This window comes from Streptomyces sp. BF23-19 (assembly GCF_041106355.1).
GTDB lineage: Bacteria > Actinomycetota > Actinomycetes > Streptomycetales > Streptomycetaceae > Streptomyces > Streptomyces virginiae_A.
The window spans coordinates 33,791-58,529 of record NZ_JBGBPT010000056.1 but is presented as its reverse complement, the minus strand read 5'-3'; the positions used below and the strand labels follow the sequence as shown (position 1 = coordinate 58,529).

Here is a 24,739-nt window from a genome sequence, read left to right as displayed (position 1 = left end):
GTTGGAGGCGCGGGGCCGGGGCAGAGCCCCGGCACCACCGCCGGAGCCGAGCGCTACAGCGCCTCGCGCAGGGCCTGCGACAGCACCGCCGGGGCCTCGGCCAGCGACGGCCCGTACCAGGTCAGGTGCCGGCCGCTGAGCAGGGCGGCGGGCAGGTCCGGGAAGGCCTCCGGGCCGTCCTCGGGCGTGAAGCGGTACGGCTCGTCCGGGAGCACCACCAGGTCGCAGCCGGACGCCGCGAGTTCCGCCACCGGGATCCGCGGATACCGCTCCTCGTGAGCGGCGTAGACGTTGCGCACGCCCAGCCGTGCCAGCAGGTCCCCGGCGAAGGTGTCCCGCCCCAGCACCATCCACGGCCGCCGCCAGATCGGCACGAAGGCGGTGCGCGTACCGGCCGGCTCCACGCGGGCCCACGCGCGCTCCGCGTCCGCCAGCCACCCCGGCCTCGTCAGCCCCAACGCCCCCACGAGCACCCGGTCCAGCTCCCGCAGCGCCTGCGGGAGGTCCCGTACCTCGGTCACCAGCACCTCGACCCCGGCCGCGCGCAGCGCAGCCAGGTCGGGGGCCCGGTTCTCCTCCTCGTTGGCGATCACCAGGTCCGGCCGGAGCTCCGCGATCCGCCGTACGTCGGGGTTCTTCGTCCCCCCGACGCGCACCGCGTCGCCGAGGTCCCCGGGGTGCGTGCACCAGTCGGTGACCCCGACCAGCAGCCCCGGCGCGCTCACGGCCACCGCCTCGGTCAGCGAGGGCACCAGCGAGACGACCCGCCGCACGCCGCTCAGTGTCCCGGCGACGGGGGCTCGGAGGTCGCGTGGATGTGCTCGCCCACCGCGACGACCAGGATCCGGGTGTCCTCGGTGACCGCCCGCCAGCGGTGGCGCACACCGCCGGACAGGAACAGCGCGTCCCCGCTCTCCAGCCGGTAGGCCCGCCCTTCCGCTTCGACTTGACAGGCACCCTCGACCACGTACATCAGTTCGTCGTTGCGGTGCTGGTACTCGCGTCCGGCGTCCTGGTCCCCGGTGAACTCCATCGCGTGCAGCTGGTGGTGCCCGCGCACCAGGGGCCGTACGCCCGGGAACGGGGTGAGCCCGGAGGCGTCACCGGCCCGTACGAGGTCCACCGTGCGCGCGGTGTCGGAGGCGGCCAGCAGCTCGACGGCCGTGGTCTCCAGCGCGTCCGCGACCCGCTCCAGGGATCGCATGCTGGGCCGGGCCCGCTCGTTCTCTATCTGACTCAGGAAGGGCACCGACAGGCCGCTGCGCGCCGACACGGCGGCCAGCGTGAGGTGGAGCGCGCGGCGCCGCTTGCGCACGGCCACGCCCACCCGGAGCGGCTCCTTGCCGTCCTTGTCCTTGCTCTTGTCGTCCTTGTCGTTCAGCTTGCCGTCCATGCCATCGGTGCCGTCGATGCCGTCCCTGTCGTTCATGTCGGGGCTGCCCTCCCCATGTCTGTCGCACATCGGTGTGCTGTAAGCACCTTACGCAGCAACCGCCTCCGGTTTCGCGTGCACGGCTCTTCCCGTACCCGTGCGATCACTGTCCGTCGTGGCGCGGGGTGTCCGGGCGGCCGGGACATCCGCCGGGGTGCGTTGCGGCATCATCGACTCCGTGACGACACGACGCCTGATGCTCCTGGACACCGCCTCCCTCTACTACCGCGCCTACTTCGGTGTGCCGGACTCGGTGAAGGCCCCCGACGGCACCCCGGTCAACGCCGTGCGCGGGCTGCTCGACTTCATCGGCCGGCTCGTCCAGGACCACCGGCCGGACGATCTGGTGGCGTGCATGGACGCCGACTGGCGGCCGCACTGGCGGGTGGAGCTGATCCCCTCCTACAAGGCGCACCGGGTGGCCGAGGAGACCGAGACCGGCCCCGACGTGGAGGAGACCCCGGACACCCTCGCCCCGCAGGTGCCGATCATCGAGGCGGCGCTGGACGCCTTCGGCATCGCCCGGGTCGGGGTCGCCGGGTACGAGGCGGACGACGTGATCGGTACGCTCACCGCCCGCGCGAGCGGCCCGGTGGACATCGTCACCGGCGACCGGGACCTGTACCAGCTGGTGGACGACGCCCGGCAGCGGCGGGTGCTGTACCCGCTCAAGGGCGTGGGCACCCTGCAGGTGACCGACGAGGCATGGCTGCGCGAGAAGTACGGGGTGGACGGACCCGGTTACGCGGATCTGGCACTGCTGCGCGGCGACCCGAGCGACGGCCTGCCGGGCGTCCCCGGCATCGGCGAGAAGACGGCCGCCAAACTCCTGGACGCCTACGGCACCCTGGCCGGGATCATCGCGGCGATCGACGACCCGAGGTCGAAGCTGACCCCGACCCAGCGCAAGCGGCTGGACGAGTCCCGGCCCTATCTGGCGGTGGCGCCCAAGGTGGTCCAGGTGGCCTCGGACGTGCCGCTGCCGGCGTTCGACCCGGCCCTTCCGTCGGCTCCTGCGCAGCCCGAACTGGTGGAGGCGCTAGCCCATCGGTGGGGTCTGGGTGGCGCAGTCACTCGCCTGAGCAGCGCGCTGCGCCCATGAGGTGATAACTTAGGTAAGGCTAAGTTTCGTGGAGTCAGGGGAGTCACCGTGGCAGAAGGACGCGCCCGCACCGTCGGCACCGCCGTCGTCGTACGCACCGAGCGGCTGTCGCCGCACATGGTGCGACTCGTGCTGGGCGGTGAGGGCCTCCGGGAGTTCGGCGCGGGCGGGTACACCGACCATTACGTGAAGCTGCTGTTCGCCCCGGCGGGCGTGAACTACCCCGCGCCGTGGGACCTGGACCGGATCCGCGCGGACTTCCCCCGGGCCCAGTGGCCGCGCCAGCGCGCGTACACGGTCCGGAGCTGGGACCCCGCGCACCTGGAGCTGACCCTCGACTTCGTGGTCCACGGCGACGAGGGCCTGGCCGGCCCCTGGGCGGCGCGGGTGCAGCCGGGCGAGCTCGTACGCTTCCTCGGTCCGGGCGGCGCCTACGCCCCGGACCCGGTGGCCGGCTGGCACCTCCTGGTGGGCGACGAGAGCGCCCTGCCCGCGATCGCCGCCGCGATGGAGCGGATGCCGGAGGGCGCGCGGGTCCACGCCTTCGTGGAGATCGACGGCCCGGCCGACGAGCTGAAGGTCGCCACCCCGGACGGCATCGTCCCGATCTGGCTGCACCGCGGCGACCGCCCGGTGGGCGAGGCCCTGGTGGAGGCCGTCACCACCATGGAGTTCCCCTCCACGGACGTCCACGCCTTCGTCCACGGCGAGGCCGGCTTCGTCAAGGACCTGCGCCGCCACCTGCGCATGGAGCGCGGCGTCCCCCGCGAGCGCCTGTCGATCTCGGGCTACTGGCGCCTGGGCGAGACGGACGAGGGCTGGCGCGCGATCAAGCGCGACTGGAACGCCTCGGTGGAGGCCGAACAGGAACACCGCGCCGCTGCCTAAAGGTTTTTCCCCATGCCGGCGGGCCCGTCCCTCCACCGGCGTCCTCCTTCAAGCCTCGCCGGCGTTCGAGGCGCGGGGGTCCGGGGGCGGCGCCCCCGGCAGCGGCGCCGCACGCGCCCACCGCCGGACGGCAACGGGCGCCCCGCGGCCACCGGCAGGACAATGGCCCCATGCGTACGCTCCCCGCCCTTGGGTCAGCAGGGGCCGCGGTCCTCCTGGCCGCGACGGCCGGCGCCGCGGCCATGGGCACGGCCGGGGCCACAGCCGCGCCCACCCCACCGCCCGCCCCGAAACCCCAGATCACGGACGCCGCCGTCGACAAGGCCGTCGCCCGCCTCGACCGCACCGTCGAGGACATGATGCGCCGCACCGGCGTCCCCGGCGTGTCCGTGGCCGTCGTCCACGACGACAAGGTCGTCCACATCAAGGGCTACGGGATCCGCAGGACGGGCGAGAGCGCCGCGGTCGGCCCCGACACCGTCTTCCAGATCGCCTCGCTGTCCAAGCCCGTCTCCTCCACGGTCGTGGCCGGCACCCTGACCGACCCCCAGGGGTGGGACGACCGCACCGTCCTGCCGGGGTTCTCCCTGAAGGACCCCTGGGTCACCGACCACGTCACCACCGCCGACCTGTTCTCCCACCGCAGCGGCCTCCCCGACCACGCCGGCGACCTCCTCGAAGACCTCGGCTACGACCAGGCGTACATCCTCGACCACCTGCGGCTGGAGCCCCTCGACCCGTTCCGGGCGAGCTACGCCTACACCAACTTCGGGTTCACCGCGGCCGCCGAGGCCGTCGCCCGCGCCAAGGGCAGCAGCTGGCAGAAGCTCAGCGCCGACACCCTCTTCAAGCCCGCCGGCATGACCCGTACGAGCACCGAGTTCTCCGCCTTCGTCAACTCCCCCGACCACGCCGCCACCCACGTCAAGAACGCGGACGGCACCTGGAGCCCGCGCTTCGTCCGCGACCCGGACGCCCAGGCCCCAGCCGGCGGTGTCAGCTCCACCGCCACCGACATGGCCCGCTGGCTGCGGCTGCAGCTGGCCGGCGGCACCCTCGACGGGAAGCGGATCATCCCCGCCGACACCCTCGCCCGGACCCACATGCCGGAGATCGTCTCGCAGCCGACCAACGCCGTCGGCACCACCAGCTTCTACGGCCTGGGCTGGAACGTCAGCTACGACAGCGCCGGCCGCCTGCGCCTGAGCCACTCCGGTGCCTTCGAACTCGGCGCCAACACCAACGTCACCATGCTCCCGCTGGAACAGCTCGGCATCGTCGTCCTGACCAACGGCGCCCCGGTCGGCCTGCCCGACGCCATCGCCCTGGACTTCTTCGACCAGGCCGAGCACGGCAAGGTCTCCACCGACTGGCTCGCCCTGGCCGCCTCCGCCTACGCGGCGGCCCTCGCACCCCCGAACGGGTCGACCACCGACTACGCCCACCCGCCCACCGGTGCGCGGCCGGCCCGGGACAGCGCCGCCTACACCGGAACCTACGACAACCCCTACTACGGCAAGGCCACCGTGACCGCCGACGACAACGGCGCGCTCACCCTCGCCCTCGGCCCGAAGCCCCTGCGCTTCCCGCTCACCCACTACGACGGGGACACCTTCAGCTTCATGACCGCGGGCGAGAACGCGGTCGGCCGCACCGGAGTGATCTTCGCCGACGGCACCCTGCGCGTGGAGTACCTCGACGCCGACCACCTGGGCACTTTCACCCAGCAGTAGCCGCATAGCCTGTTCCCCGATGAGACGCAGAGCCCAGCCACCGACCTCGCCCCTCCCCCAGCGCGCCGGCATCGACCCGGTCCGACTGCGGCTCCCACCCGACCCGGAGGGGACATGGCCGGATCTCGGCGACTACCTCGCGGCGCGCTACGCCGGTACCCGCGGCGCCGATTCCATGGCCCGCCTGCTGGCCGCGGGCCGGGTACTGGGCCCCGGCGGGCGGGTCCTGCGCGCGGAGGACCCGTACGAGCCGGGCGCCTTCCTGTGGTTCCACCGGGACATGGAGCCGGAGCCGCGGGTGCCCTTCCCGATCTCCGTCGTCCACCGGGACGCGCACCTGCTGGTCGTGGACAAGCCGCACTTCATGGCCACCACCCCGCGCGGCTCCCACATCACCGAGACCGCCCTGGCCCGGCTGCGCGCGGAGCTGGACCTGCCCCACCTCAGCCCCGCGCACCGGCTGGACCGGCTGACGGCGGGTCTGGTGATGTTCAGCGTCCGCCCCGAGGACCGCGGCGCCTATCAGCTGCTCTTCCAGCGGCGCGAGGTGCACAAGGAGTACGAGGCCCTCGCACCCCACGACCCGGCGCTCGCCCGCACCCTGCCGCGCACGGTCCGCAGCCGGATCGAGAAGGCCCGCGGGGTCATCGCGGCGGTCGAGGTGCCGGGCGGCGAGCCCAATGCGGAGAGCCTCGTCGAACTCGTCGACTCCCGGGGCGGACTGGGCCGCTACCGGCTGACCCCGCGCACCGGCCGCACCCACCAGCTGCGGGTCCACATGAACAGCCTGGGCCTGCCCATCCTCGGCGACCCGGTGTATCCGCAGGTCACCGATCCGGCCCCGGACGACTACCGCAGACCGCTGCAACTCCTGGCCCGGGTGCTGGCGTTCACCGACCCGGTGACCGCGCGCGTGCACCGCTTCGAGAGCGGCCGCACCCTCCAGGCCTGGAACGACCGCGCGGGCTGGGAGACCGGCACGAACTAGCCCTCGGGACGACCGACACCCGCGATCCGCAGCGCGGCGTCCGCGGTGGCTTCGGCGAAGGCCACGGCCGGCCGTGCCGGATCCGTGCGGTGGATCAGCATGACGCCCTCGACGAGGCCGAAGACCAGATCGCCCCGGAGCGTCAACCCCGCCTTGTCCCCGGCCAGTTCGGCGCCGACGCGGGTCCCGGCGAGCAACACCCGATAGGCGTCCTTGAGGTCCCCGCGCATCCGACGGAACCGCGCGAGGCGCGAGCCGCCGAGCTCGGGCAGCAGGTAGAGCGCCCCCAGGTTGTACGGCCCGCCGCACAGGAGCAGGACGTCGGAGCGGCACAGCTCCCACAGCCGCCGCGCGGCGCACCGCCCCTCGTCCGCGAGGAGTTGCCTGGCCAGCACCAACGAGGGTGCGACCGTGGACTCCAGCAGCTCGGCGAGGAGTTCCTCCTTGCCGCCGAAGTAGTGGTACATCGTGGCCTGGCGCATCCCGGCCCGTTCGGCGACGGCCCGCGTGGTGGTCGCCGCGTATCCCTGGTCGGCGAACAACTCGGCCGCCGCGCAGAGGAGTTCCTCGCGCGGCGGCCGGCCGCTCTCCGGTCGCAGCCGGTCGGCACGTGGCCGACCGACCCGTCTCGGACCATCGTCCGCTTCCCCGCTCATGACATCGATCGTCGCACAGAGCACGCCGATTCGATCATGGCAAGAGATCAGATCGAGACATCCCCACTCTCGGAGGAAGCCCCAAAACCGCCTAGCCGACCGAGCTGTAGGCCACTACACCCCGAAGCAGTGCGTCCACGGCCTTGCGGGCATTGCGCGCCACCGTGCTCCCGCTGTCACCGGAGGCCGCCGGAGCCGCCGCCGCGACCTGCCCGAGCACGTCGATGACCTGCTTGCACCAGCGCACGAAGTCACCGGCCGGCATCTCCGCCTCGCGCAGCACCTCGTCCAGGCTCTTGTCGGAGGCCCACTGGTACGCCGCCCACGCGAAGCCGAGGTCCGGCTCGCGCTGGCCCACACCCTCCGCCTGGTTGATGCGGTGTTCCTCCTCCAGCGCGTCGAGCCGGCCCCAGATCCGGACCATCTCGCCCAGCGCCGCCTTGGCCGCGCCGCCCGGCACCTTCGGGGCGACCGCGTCGTCGGACTGCCGCGCCTCGAAGACCAACGCCGAGACACAGGCCGCCAGTTCGGCCGGACTCAGGCCCTCCCACACCTTGGCACGCAGGCACTCGGAGGCCAGCAGGTCCAGCTCCCCGTAGAGCCGGGCGAGCCGCTTGCCGTGCACGGTGACCTCGTCCTCGCGCAGGTAGTCCAGCTCGGTCAGCAGGGCGTGGATCCGGTCGAAGGTACGGGCGATGGTGTTCGTCCGGCCCTCGATCCGCCGCTCCAGCTGCTGGGTGTCCCGCTTGAGCCGGTGGTAGCGCTCCGCCCAGCGGGCGTGGTCCTCGCGCTCGTCGCAGCCGTGGCAGGGATGCGCCCGCAACTCGCCGCGCAGCCGGGCGATCTCACGGTCGTCGGCGGCCGCGGCCCGGCCGCGGGAACGCCGCTCCGGCGTGATGTGCCCGGCCTTGGTCCGCAGCTGGGACGCCAGGTCCCGGCGGGACTGCGGCGAGCGCGCGTTGAAGGTCTTGGGGATCCGCATCCGGTCGAGCGCCTCCACCGGGACCGGGAAGTCGATCGCGGCGAGCCGCTTGACCTGCCGCTCGGCGGTGAGCACCAGCGGGCGCGGGCCCTCGGCGTACTCGTGGCCGCGGTGCCCGTTGACCCGCCCGGCCGGCACGCCCGGGTCCAGGACCAGCGCGAGCCCGGCGAACTTGCCCGTCGGTACGTGGATGATGTCGCCCGGCTTGAGCTTCTCCAGCGAACTGGCCGCCTGCACCCGGCGCTGTGCCGCGCCCTGCTTGGCCAGGTCCGTCTCACGGTCCTTGAGGTCGCGGCGCAGCTGCGCGTACTCCTCGAAGTTCCCCAGGTGGCAGGTCATGCCCTCCTGGTAGCCCTCCAGGCCCTCCTCGTTGCGCTGCACCTGCCGGGAGATCCCGACGACCGAGCGGTCGGCCTGGAACTGCGCGAAGGAGGTCTCCAGCAGCTCGCGCGAGCGGTGCCGCCCGAACTGGCTGACCAGGTTCACGGCCATGTTGTAGGACGGCTTGAAGCTGGAACGCAGCGGATACGTGCGGGTACCGGCGAGCCCGGCGAGACCCGCCGGATCCATGCCGCGCTGCCAGAGCACCACCGCGTGGCCCTCGACGTCGATGCCGCGCCGCCCGGCCCGGCCGGTCAGCTGCGTGTACTCGCCGGGGGTGATGTCGGCGTGCTGCTCACCGTTCCACTTGACCAGCTTCTCCAGGATCACCGTGCGCGCGGGCATGTTGATGCCCAGCGCCAGGGTCTCCGTGGCGAAGACGGCCTTGACCAGGCCCCGTACGAAGAGCTCCTCCACGACCTCCTTGAAGGTGGGCAGCATCCCCGCGTGGTGCGCGGCGATGCCCCGCTCCAGGCCTTCGAGCCACTCGTAGTACCCCAGGACGTGCAGGTCCTCGGTGGGGATGGAGGCGGTCCGGGCCTCGACGATCTCGCGGACCTTGAGCCGCGCCGATTCGTCGTTGAGTCGCAGGCCCGCGTACAGGCACTGCTGGACGGCGGCCTCGCAGCCGGCCCGGCTGAAGATGAAGTTGATGGCGGGCAGCAGCCCGTCGTTGTCGAGGCGGGCGATGACCTCGGAGCGGGACGGGGTCCAGATCCGGCCGCGGGAGCGCCGCTCACGCTCGCGGTCGGCCTCGCGGACCATCTTTCCGCGCCGCCGGTCCTTCGGACTGTAGGTGCGGCTGTTCTCCTCGCGGGCCATGCGCAGCAGGTCGGGATTGACCTCCCGGCGCGCGGAGCCCCGGCCGCCGTGGTCGGACTCCTCCTCGAAGAGGTCGTAGATCCGGCGGCCGGCCATGACGTGCTGCCACAGCGGTACGGGCCGCTCCTCCGAGACGATCACCTCGGTGTCCCCGCGCACGGTGTCCAGCCAGTCGCCGAACTCCTCGGCGTTGGACACGGTGGCCGACAGGGAGACCAGGGTCACCGACTCGGGGAGGTGGATGATCACTTCCTCCCAGACGGCTCCGCGGAACCGGTCGGAGAGGTAGTGGACCTCGTCCATCACGACGTAGCCGAGGCCGAGCAGCGACCGGGAGCCCGCGTACAGCATGTTGCGGAGCACCTCGGTGGTCATCACGACCACCGGCGCCTCGGAGTTGACGCTGTTGTCGCCCGTCAGCAGGCCCACCTTGTCGGCGCCGTAGCGCTTGACGAGGTCGGCGTACTTCTGGTTCGACAGCGCCTTGATCGGCGTCGTGTAGAAGCACTTGCGGCCCTGCTGGAGGGCCAGGTGCACGGCGAACTCGCCGACGATGGTCTTGCCCGAGCCGGTCGGGGCGGCGACGAGGACGCCTTTGCCGGCCTCCAGCGCCTTGCATGCCTCGACCTGATACGGGTCCAGGTCGAAGTCGTACATCTCGCGGAAGGGGGCCAGGGCAGAGGCCTCTTCGGCGGCGCGGATCCGGGCAGCGGCGTACCGCTCGGCGGGTGAGAGTTCTTCGGTCATCTTGTTGTCGAGCCTACCCGCCACCTCTGACAACAGTCGCGATCATTTAAGTGAGCAGCCGGACGGCCCGGGGAACGCATTCGGCGGTCACCGGCAGCACCCCCAGCGGCTCGCCGTCCGCGTACGCGGACAGGCCCGCCGCCTCCAGGGTGATCTTCCTGGCCCGGTGGACGGTCACCTTCGGGTGGCCGAGGTGGCGGCCCTTGTAGACCTGCGGGAACACCTTCAGCAGGGTGGCCCGGCTGCAGTCGCCGACCACCGTGACGTCGAAGAGCCCGTCGTCGGGGACGGCGTCCGCGCAGATGCGCATGCCCCCGCCGTAGGTGGATCCGTTGCCGACGGCCACCAGCGTGGCCTCGGTCTCGATCACCGGCCCGTCGTCCAGGGTGATCCGGTACGGGAACGGCCGGAAGGCGGCCAGCTCCGCGATCATCGCCAGGTCGTACTTGAACCGGCCGACCGGCAGCCGCATCCGGTTGCCCCGGTCGTTGACCCGTGAGTCGAAGCCGGAGCACAGCACCGTCCCGAACCACTTCTCGTAGTCGGCGCCGGCCACGCGACCCAGGTCGATCTCCCGGATCCGGCTCTCCTTGAGGGCCTCGGCGGCCAGCTGCCCGGCCCGCGCCGGCTCCCGTACGGGCAGGCCCATCGCCCGGGCGAAATCGTTGCCGGTGCCCACCGCGACCACCCCGAGCGGCACGGGTGTCCCGGCCAGGGCCTGGAGCGCCAGGGAGACCACCCCGTCGCCGCCCACCGCGATCACCGCACCGGTGCCCTCACGTACGGCGGCCGTGAGCCGGGCCAGCGCGTCCGGCGCGTCGGCGCCCACGACGGTCCGTACGGAGAAGCCTGCCGCCCGGACAGCCGAAGCGGCCGGCTGCGCGGCGTGCGCGCCCCGGCCGCGTCCGGCTGTGGGATTGACGAAGAGGGTGACCTCGTGACTCATCCTCGGGAATGTACCGGAGCCCGTTCCCGGACCTCGGTCGCCCCCGGGAGAGGCGCCTGCCGGCCGTGGCCGGGGGCGCATCGGTCAGGTGGCGTCGTCGTAACCGTTGATCCGCTGGCGTCCGCCGTCGGCCTGCTCGGGCAGCGCGGCGGGAGCCGGGACCGACTCCAGATCGCCGATCGGGGCCGGGGTGAGGTCCAGCTCGGAGGCCTCGTCGTCGCTCAGGCCCGCGTCGGGGTCGTTGCGCCTGCGCCTGCGGTCGTTGAGGAGACAGAGGCCGAGGGCGGCGAAGTAGAGGGCCACGATGGGCACGGCCAGCGCGAGCATCGTCGGCGGGTCACCGGTGGGGGTCGCGAAGGCGGCGAAGATCGTGATGCCGAGGACCATGCCCCGCCACCAGCTCGCCAGCCGCTTGCCGGTCAGCACCCCGGTGATGTTCAGCAGGATCAGCAGCAGCGGCAGCTCGAAGGCCAGGCCGAACACGATCACCATGCGGGTGACCAGGTCGAGGTAGTCGTCGACCGGCAGCAGGTTGCGCGCGTGGTCGGGGGTGAACTCGAGCATGATCGTCGCGGTCTGCGGGAGGATCTTGTACGCGAGCACCGCACCGGTCAGGAAAAGGGGCGCGCCGACGGCGACGAAGCTCCGCGCGTACTTCTTCTCGTGATTGTGCAGCCCGGGCGCGGCGAACGCCCACAGCTGGTACAGCCACACCGGGGCGGACAGCACCACACCGGCCATCAGGGAGACCTTCAGGGCGATCGAGAACGCCGAGATCAGGCCGTTCACGGTCATGTCGGCGCAAGGGCGACCGTTGCGCTGGGTCACCACACCGTCGGTGCAGCCGACGGAGTCCAGCATGGGCTTCAGCAGGAAGTTGATGATGTCCCGGTAGAAGAACGCGGCGACGACCGTGATCACCACGATCGCCACGACCGACTTCAGCAGGCGGTTTCGGAGCTCACGCAGGTGCTCGACGAGAGGCATGCGCCCTTCGGCGTCCTTGGCCTGTCGTTCTTTCTTCTCCTGCTTGCGGGCAGAGTTGAGCAACCCACGTCCCTTGTCTCGTCGCAGATGACTGGCGTGTACGGCGGGTGTCAGCCCTGGGCGGTGCGGTTCGGCTCGCTCACCGGACGCGAGCTGCTGACGTCACCCGGCGCGGCCTGGATGGTACGCGGGGCGACCGGCTGCTGGGCGGACTGGTCAGCGGGCGCGGCGGGGGCGGCGTCGTCGTTCTCGCCGTCCTTCTTCATGGCCTTGGCCTCGCTCTTGAGGATGCGGGCCGACTTGCCGAGGGAGCGGGCCATGTCGGGGAGCTTCTTGGCACCGAACAACAGGATGATGAGTCCGACGATGACGAGGATTTCCCAACCCCTGAAGTTGCCCATAGGTATCTTCCTTCTCTCCGAGGTTCACAGCACGCCGGACGGGCGCCTAGGACTTGCTCTACCGAGGATCGTAACCCCAGGGGGTTAACGCCCGGCAATCCCCGGGGGTCCTCACGCTTGCGTCCGGGCCTGTTCGCAATGCCCCCGTCACACACATTCGTCCCGGCGGACGACACCCGCTACGGACGTACGCCGTGTCCCGCCCGGGCCAGGTCGACGGCCGCCCGCTCCAGATCCGCCGAGGCGTCGGTGATCCGGCGGCTGGCCTGCGCCACCTGGGAGGCCAGCCTGCGCACCTCCACGTACACCCGCACCGCGAGCACGGCGAGCACGGCCACTCCGAGGAAACCCAGGACAATTGCGAACATCGGCCACAGCATGGGCCGAGCCTAGGCCACCCACCGGGTCAGATGCTGCGCAGGGTGCTCACGCCACCGCCGGTGAGCAGTTCCACGATCCGCTCGCCCGCCGGTTTGCGTACGGCGGCACCGCATTCAGGACAGGTGAAGGAGTAGAACGTGGTCCGCCGGCTGCCGCCGATGGCCAGCCGCAGGGCGGCCGCGTCCAACTCGAAGCGGGCACGGCAGTCGGGACAGGAGGCCTTGAAGGCGACGGGCCCGGACGTTGGCGACATCGACCGCGCTCCCCTCAGACCTGTTCCCCGTATCCCGCCAGTGCCTCCCGGGCGGCGCTGCGCGCGCTGTCCGCCAGCTCGGCCGGAGCCACGATCCGGCCCTCACGGCCCAGCCGCAGCGCCAGCCTGCGCAGCGAGGCCGGGTCCGGGCTGCGCAGGGTGATCCGCAGACCGCCCCCGGTCAGCTCCTCCGCGCTGTCGTGCGGGTAGTACTCGGCGACCCAGCGCCCGCCCGGCCCCACCTCGACCACGACCTCCGGGTCCTCGGCGGCCGGCTGGACCAGGCCCTCGGACAGGTCGCGCGGCTCGATGGCGGGCGGCTCGGCCCGCTCGTCCAGCAGCCGGATCTCGGCGACCCGGTCGAGGCGGAAGGTGCGCCGGGCCTCCGAGAGGTGGCACCAGCCCTCCATGTACGTGTGCCCCACCGCGAAGAGCCGGATCGGGTCGACCTTGCGCTCGGTGAGTTCGTCCCGCGCGGGCGAGTAGTAGCGCAGCCACAGCCGACGGCGCTCCGCGATGGCCCGGTCCACGTCCGCGAAGACCCCGCCCTCGGACTCGAAGGTCACCGACAGCCGGGAGCTGGCCCCGGCCACCTCGCCCGCGGCCGCCTCCAGCTTGGCGGTGGCCCGCAGCAGGGCGTCCCGGTCGCTCTCCCGCAGCCCGGGCAGCGTGGCCACCGCGCGGGCGGCCACCAGCAGCGCGGTCGCCTCGTCGGCGGCCAGCCGCAGCGGCTCCGCCGTGGACTCCCCCGAGGCGTCGGGATTGCGCCACCAGATGCGCTCCCCGTCGGTGTCGATGTCGAGCAGGTCCCCGCCCCGGAAGCTCGTCCCGCACATGGGCAGCACGTCGAGGTCCGAGATCAGCTCGTCCTCGGTGATCCCGAAGGCGCGCGCGACGTCCGCGACGTGCGCACCGGGGCGCTCGCGCAGGTAGGTCACCAGGGACAGCATCCGGCGGGTCTGGTCGATGGCGTTGGCAGCCATGCTGGTACGTCTCCCCCTCAGGGCACGTCTGTGGATGTCGCTCTTGTGGAACGGTGCGGCCGCGGATCGGCCGCCGGGCCCGCGGGCCCCGGGATCGGGCCCGGTCAGGCCCCGGCGACGGCCCGCAGCCGGTCCACCACGTCCGCCCGCAGGTCGGCGGGACCGACCACGATGACGTCGGGCCCGAACTCCACCAGCCAGGCGTCCAGCCCGTGCCCGTACGGGATCTCCAGCTCGTCCCAGCCGTCCCCGCCCTCGCGCACCGCGGTGGCCTTGGCCCGCAGCGGATAGCCCGCCCCGGCCCGCAGCCGGATCAGCGCGCTGCGGTCCGCGCTCTCCCCGGCCCAGCTCGCCACGGTCTCCCGCACGGTCACCACGTCCGGCACCTCGGCGGTGTACTTCGCGGCCCGGGAGCGCACCTTGCCGGTGATCCGGGAGAGCCGGAACACCCGCTCCGCCCCGCGGTCACGGTCGTAGCCGGCCAGGTACCAGTGGCCGCGCCAGCACTCCAGCGCCCAGGGCTCCACCTGTCGGGCCTCGGGCCGGGCGGCGGTGGACTTGCGGTAGTCGAAGACCACCGGCCGACGGTCCCGGCAGGCCAGCATCAGCGGCTCGAACGCCGCCTCGTGGACCGGGATGCGCGGCTCGATCGCGCTGTGCTGTCCCTCGTACGGGTCCTCCGCCTCGGGCATCCCGCCCGCGCGCAGCTTCTGCAGGGCCCCGCTCGCGGCCCCCGCCAGCCGTGCCTGCTGCCAGACCTTGGCCGCCAGCCCCAGGGCCGCGGCCTCCTCGGCGTCCAGCGAGACGGGAGGCAGTCGGTTGCTGTCCCGGCGGGCCAGGTAGCCGGTCTCGCCGTCCAGGTTCTCCACCGTCTCGATGACGAGGCCGAGTTCCCGCAGATCGTCCTTGTCCCGCTCGAACATGCGGTTGAAGGACTCGTCGTTGCCGGCCTCCATGTAGGCCTCGATGGAACCGCGCAACTCCCGCTTGCTGAGCGGCCGGCGGGTCCCCAGCAGACACAGCGCCAGATTCATCAGCCGCTCGGCCTTGGCAATCGCCATCGACGCCCTTCCGCCCTTCTCCGCCTGCACATCCGTCGGACCGTCACACGGGCCACGACCCGATGTGGACGGACCCGTTGACCGTTGACCGTACCGCCCCGGCGCGCCCGGGCAAAAAGCGAGGGGCCCCCGCCGGACGGCCCCTCGACCGATCGCGATGTGCGGATCAGCCGACCTTGACCAGGTCGCAGACGAAGATCAGCGTCTCGCCCGGGGCGATCGCACCGCCCGCGCCACGGTCGCCGTAGGCGAGGTCGGCGGGGATGACCAGCTTGCGGCGGCCGCCGACCTTCATCCCCTGGACACCCTGGTCCCAGCCGGAGATGACCTGACCGATACCGAGCTGGAACTGGAGCGCGGAACCACGGTTCCAGGAGGCGTCGAACTCCTCGCCGGTGGAGAAGGCCACACCCACGTAGTGGACGGAGACCCGGTCACCCTTCTTGGCCTCGGCGCCGTCGCCCACCCAGATGTCCTCGATCACCAGGTCCTTGGGAGCCTCGCCACCGGGGAAGTCGATCTCGGGCTTCTGAAGGTCACTCACGGAACTTCTCCTCATACGTACGAAATGGTCAACCGGAACAGTCTTACATCACGGTGAGGATGTCGAGGCTGAAGACCAGCGTCGACTTCGCCGGGATGGTGCCCTGCTCCTTGTCCCCGAAGCCCTGGTCCGGGGGGATGACCAGCAGGATGCGGCTGCCGGCCTTCTTGCCGACCAGGCCGTCCTTCAGACCCTTGACCGAAAGCTCACCCAGCGGCCAGGTGACCGTCTGGTCACTGGTGTAGGTGCTCTCGAAGGACTTGTCGTCCTTCCACGTCTTGCCGTTGAACTTGACCACGACACTGTCGGTGTCCTTGACCACCGGGCCGTCACCCTCGATGACGTAGTCCGAGACCAGCTTGGTGGGCTCGGCGGTGTCCTTCGGGACGGTCACGGAGACTTCCTTGCCGTCCGTGTTCGTACCGACCTTGGGCAGGTCCTTGTTCTCCTGGGCGACTTCCTTGCCCGTGGCCGAGGCCGGGACGGTCGCACCCTTGACGATGTCGACGACGAAGACCAGGGTGGCGTCCCCCTTGATCTTCGGAGGCGATCCCTGGGCCCCGTAACCGAGCTCCGGCGGGATCACCAGCTCGACACGGCTGCCGACCTTCTGGCCCTCCAGGCCCTGGTCCCAGCCCTTGATGACGGCGCCCGCGCCGATCGTCACGTCGAACGGCGCGGGCCGCCCGAAGCTCTTGTCGAACGGCTCCTTGCCGTCCCACACCTGGCCGAGGTAGTGGACCTGCGCGATGTCGTTCTTCTTCAGCACCTGCCCGGTGCCCTCGCTGATCGTCACCACCTTGAGCTCCTTGGGCGGCGTGCCCTTCCCCTTCGACAGGGTGGGCGTCTCCCCGAAGGAGGCACCCTTGGTGATCGCGGGGACCCCGTTCTTCATCTGGGCGGAGTCGGAGCCGCTGTCGTCGCCACACGCTGCGGTCGTCAGCAGCAGGAGGGGTACGACAAGCAGGCCGGCAAGTCGGCGCACGGGTTCCTCAGATCTCAGACGGCAAAGCGGTCGCTCGCCACTCTAAGCCGTGCACAGGGCCCCGTACGAGAGACGTACGAGGCCCTGGCGAGGAGTGCGATGTCACACTGCGGTCACTCTGCGGGTCCTACATCCCCGCGATCAGCTTCTCCACCCGGTCGTCCACCGACCGGAACGGGTCCTTGCACAGCACCGTCCGCTGCGCCTGGTCATTGAGCTTCAGATGCACCCAGTCGACCGTGAAGTCCCGCCGCTGCTCCTGCGCCCGACGGATGAAGTCCCCGCGCAGCCGCGCCCGCGTCGTCTGCGGGGGCACCGACTTGCCCTCGAAGATCTTCAGGTCGTTGCAGATCCGCGCCGCCTGCCCCTTGCGCTCCAGCAGGTAGTACAGCCCGCGCCGACGGTGGATGTCGTGATACGCGAGGTCTATCTGAGCCACCCGCGGATTCGACATGGTCATGTTGTGCTTGGCCCGGTACCGCTCGATCAACTGGTACTTCATGACCCAGTCGATCTCGGTCCCGATCCGGTCCAGGTCCTCCGCGTCGATCGCGTCGAGCGTGCGACCCCACAGCTCCAGCACCTGGTCCACCACGCCGGTACGGATCCCCCGGCGCTCGGCGAAGTCCACCGCCTTGTCGTAGTACTCCCGCTGGATCTCCAGCGCCGAGGCCTCCCGACCGCTCGCCAGACGCACCTTGCGCTGACCCGTGATGTCGTGACTGACCTCACGGATCGCCCGGATCGGATTCTCCAGGGTCAGGTCCCGCATCACCGTGCCCGCCTCGATCATGCGCAGCACCAGATCGGTGGCCCCGACCTTGAGCAGCATGGTCGTCTCGGACATGTTCGAGTCACCCACGATGACGTGCAGCCTGCGGTAACGCTCGGCGTCCGCGTGCGGCTCGTCCCGGGTGTTGATGATCGGCCGCGAGCGGGTCGTGGCGGAACTGACACCCTCCCAGATGTGCTCGGCCCGCTGACTCACGCAGTAGACCGCACCCCGCGGCGTCTGCAGCACCTTGCCGGCGCCACAGATCAGCTGCCGCGTGACAAGGAACGGAATGAGAATGTCCGCCAGGCGGGAGAATTCCCCGTGCCGGGCCACCAGGTAGTTCTCGTGGCAGCCGTACGAGTTGCCCGCCGAGTCGGTGTTGTTCTTGAAGAGATAGACGTCGCCCGCGATTCCCTCCTCGTGCAGGCGTCGTTCGGCGTCGACGAGCAGACCTTCGAGAATGCGCTCGCCTGCTTTGTCGTGGGTGACCAGCTCGGTCACGTTGTCGCATTCGGGTGTTGCATATTCCGGATGCGAACCCACGTCGAGGTACAGGCGGGCGCCGTTCCGCAGGAAGACATTGCTGCTGCGGCCCCATGACACAACACGGCGGAAGAGGTAGCGCGCCACTTCGTCAGGAGACAGTCGGCGCTGTCCCCTGAACGTGCACGTGACGCCGTACTCGTTCTCCAGCCCGAAAATGCGGCGGTCCATGACTGAACATTACGCCTTCTGCCCTCTTCTGAAACCGGGTTCGGGAGCGCCGTTTCGATCAGTTCCCGTCAGCGGGCCGATCGACGCCCCGATCACGGCCCGATCGGCCCATCCGGCGCACCCACCGATCAGGACGCCGACGACACCTCCGACGGCACGTCAGAGGCCACCTCCGACACACCGTCAGGCGACGCCACCACCGCGCGGCTTCGCCCACCCGTCGCCAGCGCCCGCTGAGTGACCATCAGAACCAGCAGCGCCGAGAAGCCCGCCACGCCCGCCACCCCGAAGCCCGCCGCCGTACCACCCAGCTCCACCGCCGGACCCGCGGCCGCCGTACCGATCGCCGCACCCACCCCGAAGAACGTCACCAGCCACGAGAACGCCTCCGTCACCGTGCCCGCCGGGGCGTGCCGGTCCACGACGATGAACGCACACGCCAGCGCCGGCGCCAGGAACACGCCCGACAGCGCCGACAACGCCGTCATCGCCACCGCACCCGGAACCAGCATCAGCGGCAGATAGCAGACCGCCAGCAGACCCACCAGCAGCCGCAGCCGCCGCTCGGGCGCACCGGCCCACTGCCGCGCACCGTAGAACACACCACCGATCAGCGCACCCAGCCCCAGCGCCGCCATCAGCCAGCCGTACACCGCCTGACCACCGTGATCGTCCGCGTACGCCACACCCGCCACAGTGATCGAACCCAGCGCCGTACCCACGAAGAAGAACGCACCCAGCAGCGCCAGCAGCCCCCGCGAACGCAGCGCCCCCAGCCAGTGCGCCTCCCGCGGCGCCGAACGCCACTTCCGGGACGGCTCACTGACCACCACCGACAGCGCGCCCAGCACACCGATCGCGTTCAGCGCCAACAACGCCCCCGCCGGCGACCACATCGCCACGAACAGCGTCACCAGCAGCGGACCGACGGTGAACATGACCTCCTGGGCCACCGCGTCCATCGCGTACGCGGCGTGCACCCTCTCCTCACGACCGCCCAGCACCCCCGGCCACAGCGCCCGCAGCCCGCCCTCCAGCGGCGGCGTGAACAGCCCCGCGAGCACCACCGCGGCGTACGCGACCACCGCCGACCCCGTACCCGAGAACGCCAGCCACACCATGCCCAGCGCGGAGAGCACCGCCGCCGGCAGCTGCACCCGCGGCTGCCCGAACAGGTCCACGGCCCGCCCCAGCAGCGGCTGACCCACCGCGTTCGCCAGCCCGTACACGGCGGCCAACGCCCCCGCCAGGCTGTAGCTGCCGCCCTCGGCGCGCGTGAACAGCACGATCGCGATCGGCCCGGTGGCATTCGGCAGCCGGCCCACGAGCGTGCCCACCAGCAGCCTCGCGGCGTGCCGGGTCCTGAGCAGCTCCGCGTATCCCGCGGCCATGTCCGCCCCCTTCTGCCCGGACCAGCCGGGAGTCACCCAAGTAATACGTATAACTAGACCTGTCATACGTACCATGGCCGCAGTCCGCAGGTCCACCCCGCGGACCCCACCACACCCCCCGACCTCGCAGTTCAGGAGCCCCGTGTGACGAGACCCACCAGCCGCGACGTGGCCACCGCCGCCGGGGTCTCCCAGGCCACCGTCTCCCTCGTCCTCGGCGACAAATGGCCCGGCCGCGTCTCCGAACGCACCGCCACCCACGTCCGCGAAACAGCCACCCGCCTCGGCTACCGACCCAACCTCGCCGCCCGCAACCTCCGCCTCGGCACCACCCGCACCGCCCTCCTCGTCGTCCCCGCCCTCACCAACGAGTTCTTCGCCCGCGTCTACACCGGCGCCGCCCGCGTCGCCGCCGAACACGACTTCGGCGTCGTCCTCTACCCCTCCCCCGACGGCACCGGCCCCGCCCGCGACCCCTTCGCCTCCGCCCGCGCCGCCCTCGACGGAGTCATCGCCTCCTCCATGGCCGCCGACGCCCTCGACGCCATCGGCGGCGCCACCCTCCCCCTCGTCATGCTCGACAGCGACCCCACCGCCGGCACCGCCGCCGCCCACGTCAACCTCGCCATGGCCGACGGCATGCGCCAGATCACCGAACACCTCCTGCCCCTCGGCCACCGCCGCTTCCTCCACCTCGCCTCCGCCATCGACTCCTGGACCTTCGACACCCGCGCCGAAGCCCTCAGAGCCCTCCTCGGCCCCGGCACCGAGCTGCGCACGGTACGGGCCCCCCTCACCGTCGACGGCGCCCGTACGGCCATGGAGACCGCCCTGGCGACCCCCCAGGACCGACCCACCGCCGTCGTCTGCGACGACGACATCCTCGCCGCCGGCGCCTGCAAGGCCGCCCGCCGCCTCGGCCTGCGCATCCCCGAGGACCTCTCCGTCACCGGCTTCGACGACCTCGCCCTCGCCACCGCCGTCGAACCCGAACTCACCACCGTCCACCTCCCCGCCGAACGCGTCGGCGAACAAGGCATGGCCGCCCTCCTCGCCACCCTCGAAGGCACCACCTGGAACGCACCCGACATCCCCGTCCGACTCGTCGTCCGCGACTCCACGGGCCCCGCCCCGGCGCCGCAGCCGTAGCGGTCCGGACACGACGAAGCCCCGGCCCGCCGAAACGGCGAACCGGGGCCCCTCCCACACCACGACTACTCGGCGTCGTCCTCCGGCGCCTCGTCGTTCGACACGGCATCGGCCTGCACCGCCGCCGTCACGTCCGCCTCCAGCAGCCGCGACAGCTGCCGGCCCCGGATCCGCTTGAACTTGCGCTGCTGCGCCCGCGTACGGTCCAGCACCGCGACCTCCAGCCGCTCCGCCGGAATCGCCTTGTCCGCGCCGTTGGCCTGGCTGGACAGCGCCTGCACCGCCAGCTTCAACGCCTCCGACAAGGTCATCCCGTCCTGGTGACGCTGATCCAGGAAGGTACTGATCTGCTCGGCATTGCCACCGACCGCGACCGAACCGTGCTCGTCCACGATCGACCCGTCGTGCGGCAGCCGGTAGATCTGGTCGCCCGCGGCCGTCGCACCGACCTCCGCGACCACCAGCTCCACCTCGTACGGCTTCTCACCGGCCGAGGAGAAGATGGTGCCGAGCGTCTGCGCGTAGACGTTCGCCAGCCCACGGGCCGTCACATCGTCACGGTCGTAGGTGTATCCACGCAGATCCGCGTACCGCACACCGCCGATCCGCAGGTTCTCGTACTCGTTGTACTTGCCGGCGGCCGCGAAGCCGATCCGGTCGTAGATCTCGCTGAACTTGTGCAGCGCACGGGACGGGTTCTCACCGACGAACACGATGCCGTCGGCGTACTGCAGCACGACCAGGCTGCGACCGCGGGCGATGCCCTTGCGGGCGTATTCCGCCCGGTCGGCCATGGCCTGCTGGGGTGACACATAGAACGGAGTCGACACCGGCTGTCCGTCCCTTTCTTCTGGGCTCCTACGGGGCGACGGATGGTCAGAGCAGGGCGGCGCGCGGGCCGTCGGGCTGCTCCAGCCGACGGTTGGTGACCGTACGGGCGAGCTCCTGCGACTCGTCGTCGGTCAGCCTACGGAACCCCTCGTCCGTGATCACGGTGACGATCGGGTAGATGTGGCGGTACAGGTCCGGCCCACCGGTCGCCGAGTCGTCGTCGGCGGCGTCGTACAGCGCCTGGACGACCAGGGTGGTGGCCTGCTCCTCCGTCAGATCGGGACGGAAGAGCTTCTTCATGGAACCCCGGGCGAAGATCGAACCGGAACCGGTGGCGGCGTAGCCGTGCTCCTCGGAGCGACCGCCGGTCACGTCGTAGGAGAAGATCCGGCCCTTCTCCTTGGCCTCGTCGTAGCCCGCGAACAGCGGCACGACCGCCAAGCCCTGCATGGCCATCCCCAGATTGCTCCGGATCATGGTGGAGAGCCGGTTGGCCTTGCCCTCCAGGGACAGGGTCGTCCCCTCCACCTTCTCGAAGTGCTCCAGCTCCAGCTGGAACAGCTTGACCATCTCCACGGCCAGGCCGGCCGTACCGGCGATACCGACGGCGGAGTACTCGTCGGCGGGGAACACCTTCTCGATGTCCCGCTGCGCGATCATGTTCCCCATGGTCGCCCGCCGGTCACCGGCGAGGACGACCCCGCCGGGGAAGGTGGCGGCGACGATGGTCGTCCCGTGCGGCGCCTCGACGACACCCTCCGGCAGCCTGCGGTTGCCGGGCAGCATCTCGGGCGAGTGCGCGCCCAGGAAGTCCATGAAGGACGACGACCCCGGCGTCAGGAAGGCTGCCGGTAGACGCCCTGTGCCACGATTGTTGGCTTCCACGCGTGTCCCTCCAGATATGAGATGGCCCGACGCAGAGTGTCGGGATCGTCTCCCAACTTGCCGATGGCCGAATTGCAGTTGAAGCACAGTACGCCTCGGACCTTACCCGTCTGATGGCAGTGATCCACATGCACGGCCGAAGCCTTTAGGCAGATACAGCAAATCCCGCCCTGAGCTGCGATCATCTCGTCACGTTGCGCCTCTGTGATGCCATAGGCGCGTTTGAGGTGGCCCACTCGACCTTCGACCGCGCGACACGCCTTGCACCGCGTGGACAACCCGTCCGAGGCCCTCTTGTTCCGGTCCCATTCCGAGTGAGGCTTGATCTCCCCACACCGTCGGCAGTACTTGTGCCCCTCTGGGGCTTCGACGCGGGGACGCACATTCTTCCCCTTGGCCTTCTGGCGCTGCTGGTGATACTCGGCCGCACACGGCCTGCAGTAGCACTGCAGGCCGTCACGCATGGCCTTATTTGAAGCGAAATCCGCGAGCGGCTTGTGTAAGCCACACCGTGGACACTGCTTCGACGCCCCCGCCACTCATCCTCCCCGAGTCACTTCACCTTCGAATTGAAGGCAAAATCACTCGCCGCCCTTCTGAACGAAGGAGCGCACGAAATCCTCGGCGTTTTCCTCGAGCACATCATCGATTTCGTCGAGTACGGAGTCGACGTCGTCGGAGAGCTTTTCCTGGCGCTCCTTGAGGTCGGTCGATTCCTCGACCGCCGCCTCCTCGACCTCCTCGGTCGAGCGCGTCGCCTTCTGCTGTCCGCCGCCGGTGTCCTTGGTCGCCATGTCTACCTCACCCCGCTCGGTTCGCACGCTCATGTCGAGAGACCCCGGGATTCGGGATCTCTCAAGATCAGACCCTACGTCGGACCCTACAAGGAGGGTCCGACATTCGTCCCCGTACTTTCACAGTCCGGTTCTCTTCATGATTCCCGGACCGAAGGCCTTTCAGCCGCGTTCACTGCCCCGAAAGCACCCGGACCAGGTCCTCCGCCGTGCGGCAGCGGTCCAGGAGCTCCTTGACGTGGTTGCGGGTCCCCCGCAGGGGTTCCAGCGTCGGGACGCGCTGGAGCGAGTCCCGGCCGGGGAGATCGAAGATCACCGAGTCCCAGGACGCCGCCGCCACGTCGTCCGCGTACTGCTCCAGGCAGCGGCCGCGGAAGTACGCCCGGGTGTCCTCCGGAGGCTTGCTCTGAGCCCGCTCCACGGCCGGCTCTTCCACCAGGCGCTTCATCTTGCCGCGGGCCACCAGGCGGTTGTACAGGCCCTTCTCGGGCCGTACGTCCGAGTACTGGAGGTCCACCAGGTGCAGCCGCGCCGCGTCCCAGTTCAGCCCGTCCCGGCGCCGGTAGCCCTCCAGGATCTCCTTCTTGGTGATCCAGTCCAGCTCCCCCGACAGACTCATCGGGTCGCTCTCCAGCCGGCCCAGCACGTCTTCCCAGCGGCCCAGCACGTCCTTGGTCTGCTCGTCCGCGTCGGACCCGAAACGTTCGTCCACGTACTTCCGGGCCAGCTCGAAGTACTCCATCTGCAGTTGCACCGCGGTCAGTGTCCGGCCGCTGCGCAGCGTGATCAGGTGCTGCAGGTCCGGGTCGTGGGAGACCTGGTGCAGGGTGCGTACGGGCTGGTCGACGGCCAGGTCGACGTTGATGAACCCGTCCTCGATCATGGACAGGACAAGCGCTGTCGTGCCGAGTTTGAGGTAGGTGGAGATCTCGGCGAGGTTGGCGTCTCCGATGATCACGTGGAGCCGGCGGTACTTCTCGGCGTCCGAGTGCGGCTCGTCGCGGGTGTTGATGATGGGTCGCTTGAGGGTGGTCTCCAGGCCGACCTCGACCTCGAAGTAGTCCGCGCGCTGGCTGATCTGGAAGCCGTGTTCGCGGCCGTCCTGGCCGATGCCCACGCGTCCCGCGCCGGTCACGACCTGTCGCGAGACGAAGAAGGGGGTCAGGTGGCGCACGATCTCCGAGAAGGGGGTCTCCCGCTTCATCAGGTAGTTCTCGTGCGTGCCGTAGGAGGCGCCCTTGTTGTCGGTGTTGTTCTTGTAGAGGTGGATCGGCTGGGCGCCGGGGAGCTGGGCGGCGCGTACGGCCGCCTCGGCCATGATCCGCTCGCCGGCCTTGTCCCACAGGACGGCGTCGAGCGGGTTGGTGATCTCGGGCGAGCTGTATTCGGGGTGTGCGTGGTCGACGTAGAGCCGTGCGCCGTTCGTGAGGATGACGTTGGCGAGGCCGATGTCCTCGTCGGTCAGCTGGCTGTTGTCGGCGGCCTCGCGGGCGAGGTCGAAGCCGCGGGCGTCCCGCAGCGGATTCTCCTCCTCGAAGTCCCAGCGGGCGCGTCGCGCCCGGTGCATCGCCGCCGCGTAGGCGTTGACGATCTGGGACGAGGTGAGCATGGCATTGGCGTTCGGGTGCCCCGGGACGGAGATCCCGTACTCCGTCTCGATCCCCATTACTCGCCGTACGGTCATGCGGCCCTCCTTGCCCGGCGGCGCTCCCCTTTCGGGAGCGGCGCTCAAGTACCGCTGGTGCTCCGGTGCGTGTGCCTGTGCGGTGCCCGTCCCCGCACTGCGCGTCCGGCGGTACGGAAGAGCCTAGAACCACTGCGCGCTCGTGGGGAGATCATTTCCGTCATTCGATCCGCCTCGTCACCGGCTGAAAAGCGGCCGGTAATGCGGTGGGGTAAAGCAGTCGGCTGCGGATGCCCGGGGAGGG

25 protein-coding genes are annotated in these 24,739 nt (G+C 70.6%); 5 read left to right on the top strand and 20 right to left on the bottom strand.

Features of this window, described 5'->3' with window-relative positions:
* Nucleotides 1-53: 53 nt before the first annotated feature.
* Entirely contained in the window at nt 54-782 is a 729-nt protein-coding gene (locus AB8A24_RS28055; RefSeq protein WP_369477932.1) for a helical backbone metal receptor, read from the bottom strand.
* Nucleotides 779-1,393 carry an XRE family transcriptional regulator gene (locus AB8A24_RS28050; protein WP_328966047.1) on the bottom strand — a complete coding sequence of 205 codons (615 nt, stop codon included), beginning with the start codon at nt 1,391-1,393 and terminating at the stop codon, nt 779-781. The genes AB8A24_RS28055 and AB8A24_RS28050 overlap by 4 nt, the downstream gene beginning before the upstream one ends.
* A gap of 235 nt (nt 1,394-1,628) precedes the next feature.
* Between AB8A24_RS28050 and AB8A24_RS28045 the strand changes: the two genes are divergently transcribed.
* From AB8A24_RS28045 to AB8A24_RS28030, 4 genes are all read left to right on the top strand, one after another.
* Nucleotides 1,629-2,534, top strand: coding sequence for a 5'-3' exonuclease H3TH domain-containing protein (locus AB8A24_RS28045; RefSeq protein WP_369477931.1), 906 nt, complete (start codon nt 1,629-1,631; stop codon nt 2,532-2,534).
* A 48-nt stretch (nt 2,535-2,582) separates the two neighbouring features.
* Nucleotides 2,583-3,422, top strand: coding sequence for a siderophore-interacting protein (locus AB8A24_RS28040; RefSeq protein WP_328963988.1), 840 nt, complete (start codon nt 2,583-2,585; stop codon nt 3,420-3,422).
* A 170-nt stretch (nt 3,423-3,592) separates the two neighbouring features.
* The gene (locus AB8A24_RS28035) at nt 3,593-5,155 is read left to right on the top strand and encodes a serine hydrolase (protein ID WP_369477930.1); all 1,563 of its coding nucleotides are present in this window, start codon (nt 3,593-3,595) and stop codon (nt 5,153-5,155) included.
* Nucleotides 5,156-5,174: 19 nt separating this feature from the next.
* Nucleotides 5,175-6,143, top strand: a complete 969-nt coding sequence (locus tag AB8A24_RS28030; RefSeq protein ID WP_369477929.1) for an RluA family pseudouridine synthase — start codon at nt 5,175-5,177, stop codon at nt 6,141-6,143.
* Here AB8A24_RS28030 and AB8A24_RS28025 read toward each other — a convergent pair.
* The 13 genes from AB8A24_RS28025 to AB8A24_RS27965 form a co-directional block, all read right to left on the bottom strand.
* Nucleotides 6,140-6,799, bottom strand: coding sequence for a helix-turn-helix domain-containing protein (locus tag AB8A24_RS28025; protein ID WP_328963985.1), 660 nt, complete (start codon nt 6,797-6,799; stop codon nt 6,140-6,142). The two genes, AB8A24_RS28030 and AB8A24_RS28025, sit on opposite strands and share 4 nt — an antisense overlap.
* A 91-nt stretch (nt 6,800-6,890) precedes the next feature.
* Nucleotides 6,891-9,731 carry a DEAD/DEAH box helicase gene (locus AB8A24_RS28020; RefSeq protein WP_369477928.1) on the bottom strand — a complete coding sequence of 947 codons (2,841 nt, stop codon included), beginning with the start codon at nt 9,729-9,731 and terminating at the stop codon, nt 6,891-6,893.
* 46 nt (nt 9,732-9,777) lie between these two features.
* Nucleotides 9,778-10,677 carry a diacylglycerol kinase gene (locus AB8A24_RS28015; RefSeq protein ID WP_328963983.1) on the bottom strand — a complete coding sequence of 300 codons (900 nt, stop codon included), beginning with the start codon at nt 10,675-10,677 and terminating at the stop codon, nt 9,778-9,780.
* 84 nt (nt 10,678-10,761) lie between these two features.
* Nucleotides 10,762-11,727, bottom strand: a complete 966-nt coding sequence (gene tatC / locus AB8A24_RS28010) for a twin-arginine translocase subunit TatC (RefSeq protein ID WP_328963982.1) — start codon at nt 11,725-11,727, stop codon at nt 10,762-10,764.
* Between the two features lie 47 nt (nt 11,728-11,774).
* Complete coding sequence (tatA, locus tag AB8A24_RS28005; RefSeq protein ID WP_266389591.1) at nt 11,775-12,065, bottom strand: Sec-independent protein translocase subunit TatA; 291 nt, start codon at nt 12,063-12,065, stop codon at nt 11,775-11,777.
* A gap of 179 nt (nt 12,066-12,244) precedes the next feature.
* A complete protein-coding gene (locus AB8A24_RS28000) occupies nt 12,245-12,445 on the bottom strand; it encodes a hypothetical protein (RefSeq protein WP_030723392.1) in 201 nt (66 codons plus the stop codon).
* Nucleotides 12,446-12,471: 26 nt separating this feature from the next.
* The gene (locus tag AB8A24_RS27995; RefSeq protein WP_030723389.1) at nt 12,472-12,699 is read right to left on the bottom strand and encodes a hypothetical protein; all 228 of its coding nucleotides are present in this window, start codon (nt 12,697-12,699) and stop codon (nt 12,472-12,474) included.
* Between the two features lie 14 nt (nt 12,700-12,713).
* A complete protein-coding gene (locus AB8A24_RS27990) occupies nt 12,714-13,682 on the bottom strand; it encodes a YafY family protein (protein ID WP_266389598.1) in 969 nt (322 codons plus the stop codon).
* Nucleotides 13,683-13,786: 104 nt separating this feature from the next.
* Nucleotides 13,787-14,743: a WYL domain-containing protein gene (locus AB8A24_RS27985; RefSeq protein WP_328963981.1), complete on the bottom strand. Its 957-nt coding sequence runs from the start codon at nt 14,741-14,743 to the stop codon at nt 13,787-13,789.
* A 166-nt stretch (nt 14,744-14,909) separates the two neighbouring features.
* Complete coding sequence (locus tag AB8A24_RS27980; protein WP_328963980.1) at nt 14,910-15,302, bottom strand: FKBP-type peptidyl-prolyl cis-trans isomerase; 393 nt, start codon at nt 15,300-15,302, stop codon at nt 14,910-14,912.
* Between the two features lie 28 nt (nt 15,303-15,330).
* Nucleotides 15,331-16,272 (bottom strand): FKBP-type peptidyl-prolyl cis-trans isomerase, encoded by a 942-nt coding sequence (locus AB8A24_RS27975; protein ID WP_369477927.1) that lies wholly within the window; start codon nt 16,270-16,272, stop codon nt 15,331-15,333.
* A gap of 127 nt (nt 16,273-16,399) precedes the next feature.
* Nucleotides 16,400-17,761, bottom strand: coding sequence for a Pup--protein ligase (pafA, locus tag AB8A24_RS27970; protein WP_030016332.1), 1,362 nt, complete (start codon nt 17,759-17,761; stop codon nt 16,400-16,402).
* Nucleotides 17,762-17,889: 128 nt separating this feature from the next.
* A complete protein-coding gene (locus AB8A24_RS27965) occupies nt 17,890-19,152 on the bottom strand; it encodes an MFS transporter (RefSeq protein WP_328963979.1) in 1,263 nt (420 codons plus the stop codon).
* A gap of 144 nt (nt 19,153-19,296) precedes the next feature.
* Between AB8A24_RS27965 and AB8A24_RS27960 the strand changes: the two genes are divergently transcribed.
* Nucleotides 19,297-20,301, top strand: a complete 1,005-nt coding sequence (locus tag AB8A24_RS27960; protein WP_328963978.1) for a LacI family DNA-binding transcriptional regulator — start codon at nt 19,297-19,299, stop codon at nt 20,299-20,301.
* A 65-nt stretch (nt 20,302-20,366) separates the two neighbouring features.
* On the opposite strand, the gene prcA is transcribed toward AB8A24_RS27960, so the two are convergent.
* The 5 genes from prcA to dop all read right to left on the bottom strand — a co-directional run bounded on the left by prcA (nt 20,367) and on the right by dop (nt 24,495).
* Complete coding sequence (gene prcA, locus AB8A24_RS27955) at nt 20,367-21,131, bottom strand: proteasome subunit alpha (RefSeq protein ID WP_030723373.1); 765 nt, start codon at nt 21,129-21,131, stop codon at nt 20,367-20,369.
* Between the two features lie 46 nt (nt 21,132-21,177).
* Nucleotides 21,178-22,017: a proteasome subunit beta gene (gene prcB, locus AB8A24_RS27950; protein WP_030723371.1), complete on the bottom strand. Its 840-nt coding sequence runs from the start codon at nt 22,015-22,017 to the stop codon at nt 21,178-21,180.
* Nucleotides 21,969-22,202, bottom strand: a complete 234-nt coding sequence (locus AB8A24_RS27945) for an endonuclease VII domain-containing protein (protein WP_324605282.1) — start codon at nt 22,200-22,202, stop codon at nt 21,969-21,971. Before AB8A24_RS27945 ends, prcB begins: the two co-directional genes overlap by 49 nt.
* Nucleotides 22,203-22,598: 396 nt before the next feature.
* A complete protein-coding gene (locus tag AB8A24_RS27940) occupies nt 22,599-22,811 on the bottom strand; it encodes a ubiquitin-like protein Pup (protein WP_030233608.1) in 213 nt (70 codons plus the stop codon).
* A gap of 172 nt (nt 22,812-22,983) precedes the next feature.
* The gene (gene dop / locus AB8A24_RS27935; RefSeq protein WP_328963977.1) at nt 22,984-24,495 is read right to left on the bottom strand and encodes a depupylase/deamidase Dop; all 1,512 of its coding nucleotides are present in this window, start codon (nt 24,493-24,495) and stop codon (nt 22,984-22,986) included.
* Between the last annotated feature and the right edge of the window lie 244 nt (nt 24,496-24,739).

Bases quoted from the DNA above. Each gene is read 5' to 3' on its own strand.
- AB8A24_RS27965 (WP_328963979.1), bottom strand. From the start codon at position 19,152: ATGGCCGCGGGATACGCGGAGCTGCTCAGGACCCGGCACGCCGCGAGG.
- dop (WP_328963977.1), bottom strand. From the start codon at position 24,495: ATGACCGTACGGCGAGTAATGGGGATCGAGACGGAGTACGGGATCTCC.
- pafA (WP_030016332.1), bottom strand. From the start codon at position 17,761: ATGGACCGCCGCATTTTCGGGCTGGAGAACGAGTACGGCGTCACGTGC.
- AB8A24_RS27945 (WP_324605282.1), bottom strand. From the start codon at position 22,202: ATGATCGCAGCTCAGGGCGGGATTTGCTGTATCTGCCTAAAGGCTTCG.
- tatA (WP_266389591.1), bottom strand. From the start codon at position 12,065: ATGGGCAACTTCAGGGGTTGGGAAATCCTCGTCATCGTCGGACTCATC.
- AB8A24_RS27990 (WP_266389598.1), bottom strand. From the start codon at position 13,682: ATGGCTGCCAACGCCATCGACCAGACCCGCCGGATGCTGTCCCTGGTG.
- AB8A24_RS28035 (WP_369477930.1), top strand. From the start codon at position 3,593: ATGCGTACGCTCCCCGCCCTTGGGTCAGCAGGGGCCGCGGTCCTCCTG.
- AB8A24_RS28015 (WP_328963983.1), bottom strand. From the start codon at position 10,677: ATGAGTCACGAGGTCACCCTCTTCGTCAATCCCACAGCCGGACGCGGC.
- AB8A24_RS28050 (WP_328966047.1), bottom strand. From the start codon at position 1,393: ATGGACGGCAAGCTGAACGACAAGGACGACAAGAGCAAGGACAAGGAC.
- AB8A24_RS28000 (WP_030723392.1), bottom strand. From the start codon at position 12,445: ATGCTGTGGCCGATGTTCGCAATTGTCCTGGGTTTCCTCGGAGTGGCC.
- AB8A24_RS27985 (WP_328963981.1), bottom strand. From the start codon at position 14,743: ATGGCGATTGCCAAGGCCGAGCGGCTGATGAATCTGGCGCTGTGTCTG.
- AB8A24_RS27940 (WP_030233608.1), bottom strand. From the start codon at position 22,811: ATGGCGACCAAGGACACCGGCGGCGGACAGCAGAAGGCGACGCGCTCG.
- AB8A24_RS28025 (WP_328963985.1), bottom strand. From the start codon at position 6,799: ATGAGCGGGGAAGCGGACGATGGTCCGAGACGGGTCGGTCGGCCACGT.
- AB8A24_RS28020 (WP_369477928.1), bottom strand. From the start codon at position 9,731: ATGACCGAAGAACTCTCACCCGCCGAGCGGTACGCCGCTGCCCGGATC.
- AB8A24_RS27995 (WP_030723389.1), bottom strand. From the start codon at position 12,699: ATGTCGCCAACGTCCGGGCCCGTCGCCTTCAAGGCCTCCTGTCCCGAC.
- AB8A24_RS28030 (WP_369477929.1), top strand. From the start codon at position 5,175: ATGAGACGCAGAGCCCAGCCACCGACCTCGCCCCTCCCCCAGCGCGCC.
- AB8A24_RS27980 (WP_328963980.1), bottom strand. From the start codon at position 15,302: ATGAGGAGAAGTTCCGTGAGTGACCTTCAGAAGCCCGAGATCGACTTC.
- AB8A24_RS28045 (WP_369477931.1), top strand. From the start codon at position 1,629: ATGCTCCTGGACACCGCCTCCCTCTACTACCGCGCCTACTTCGGTGTG.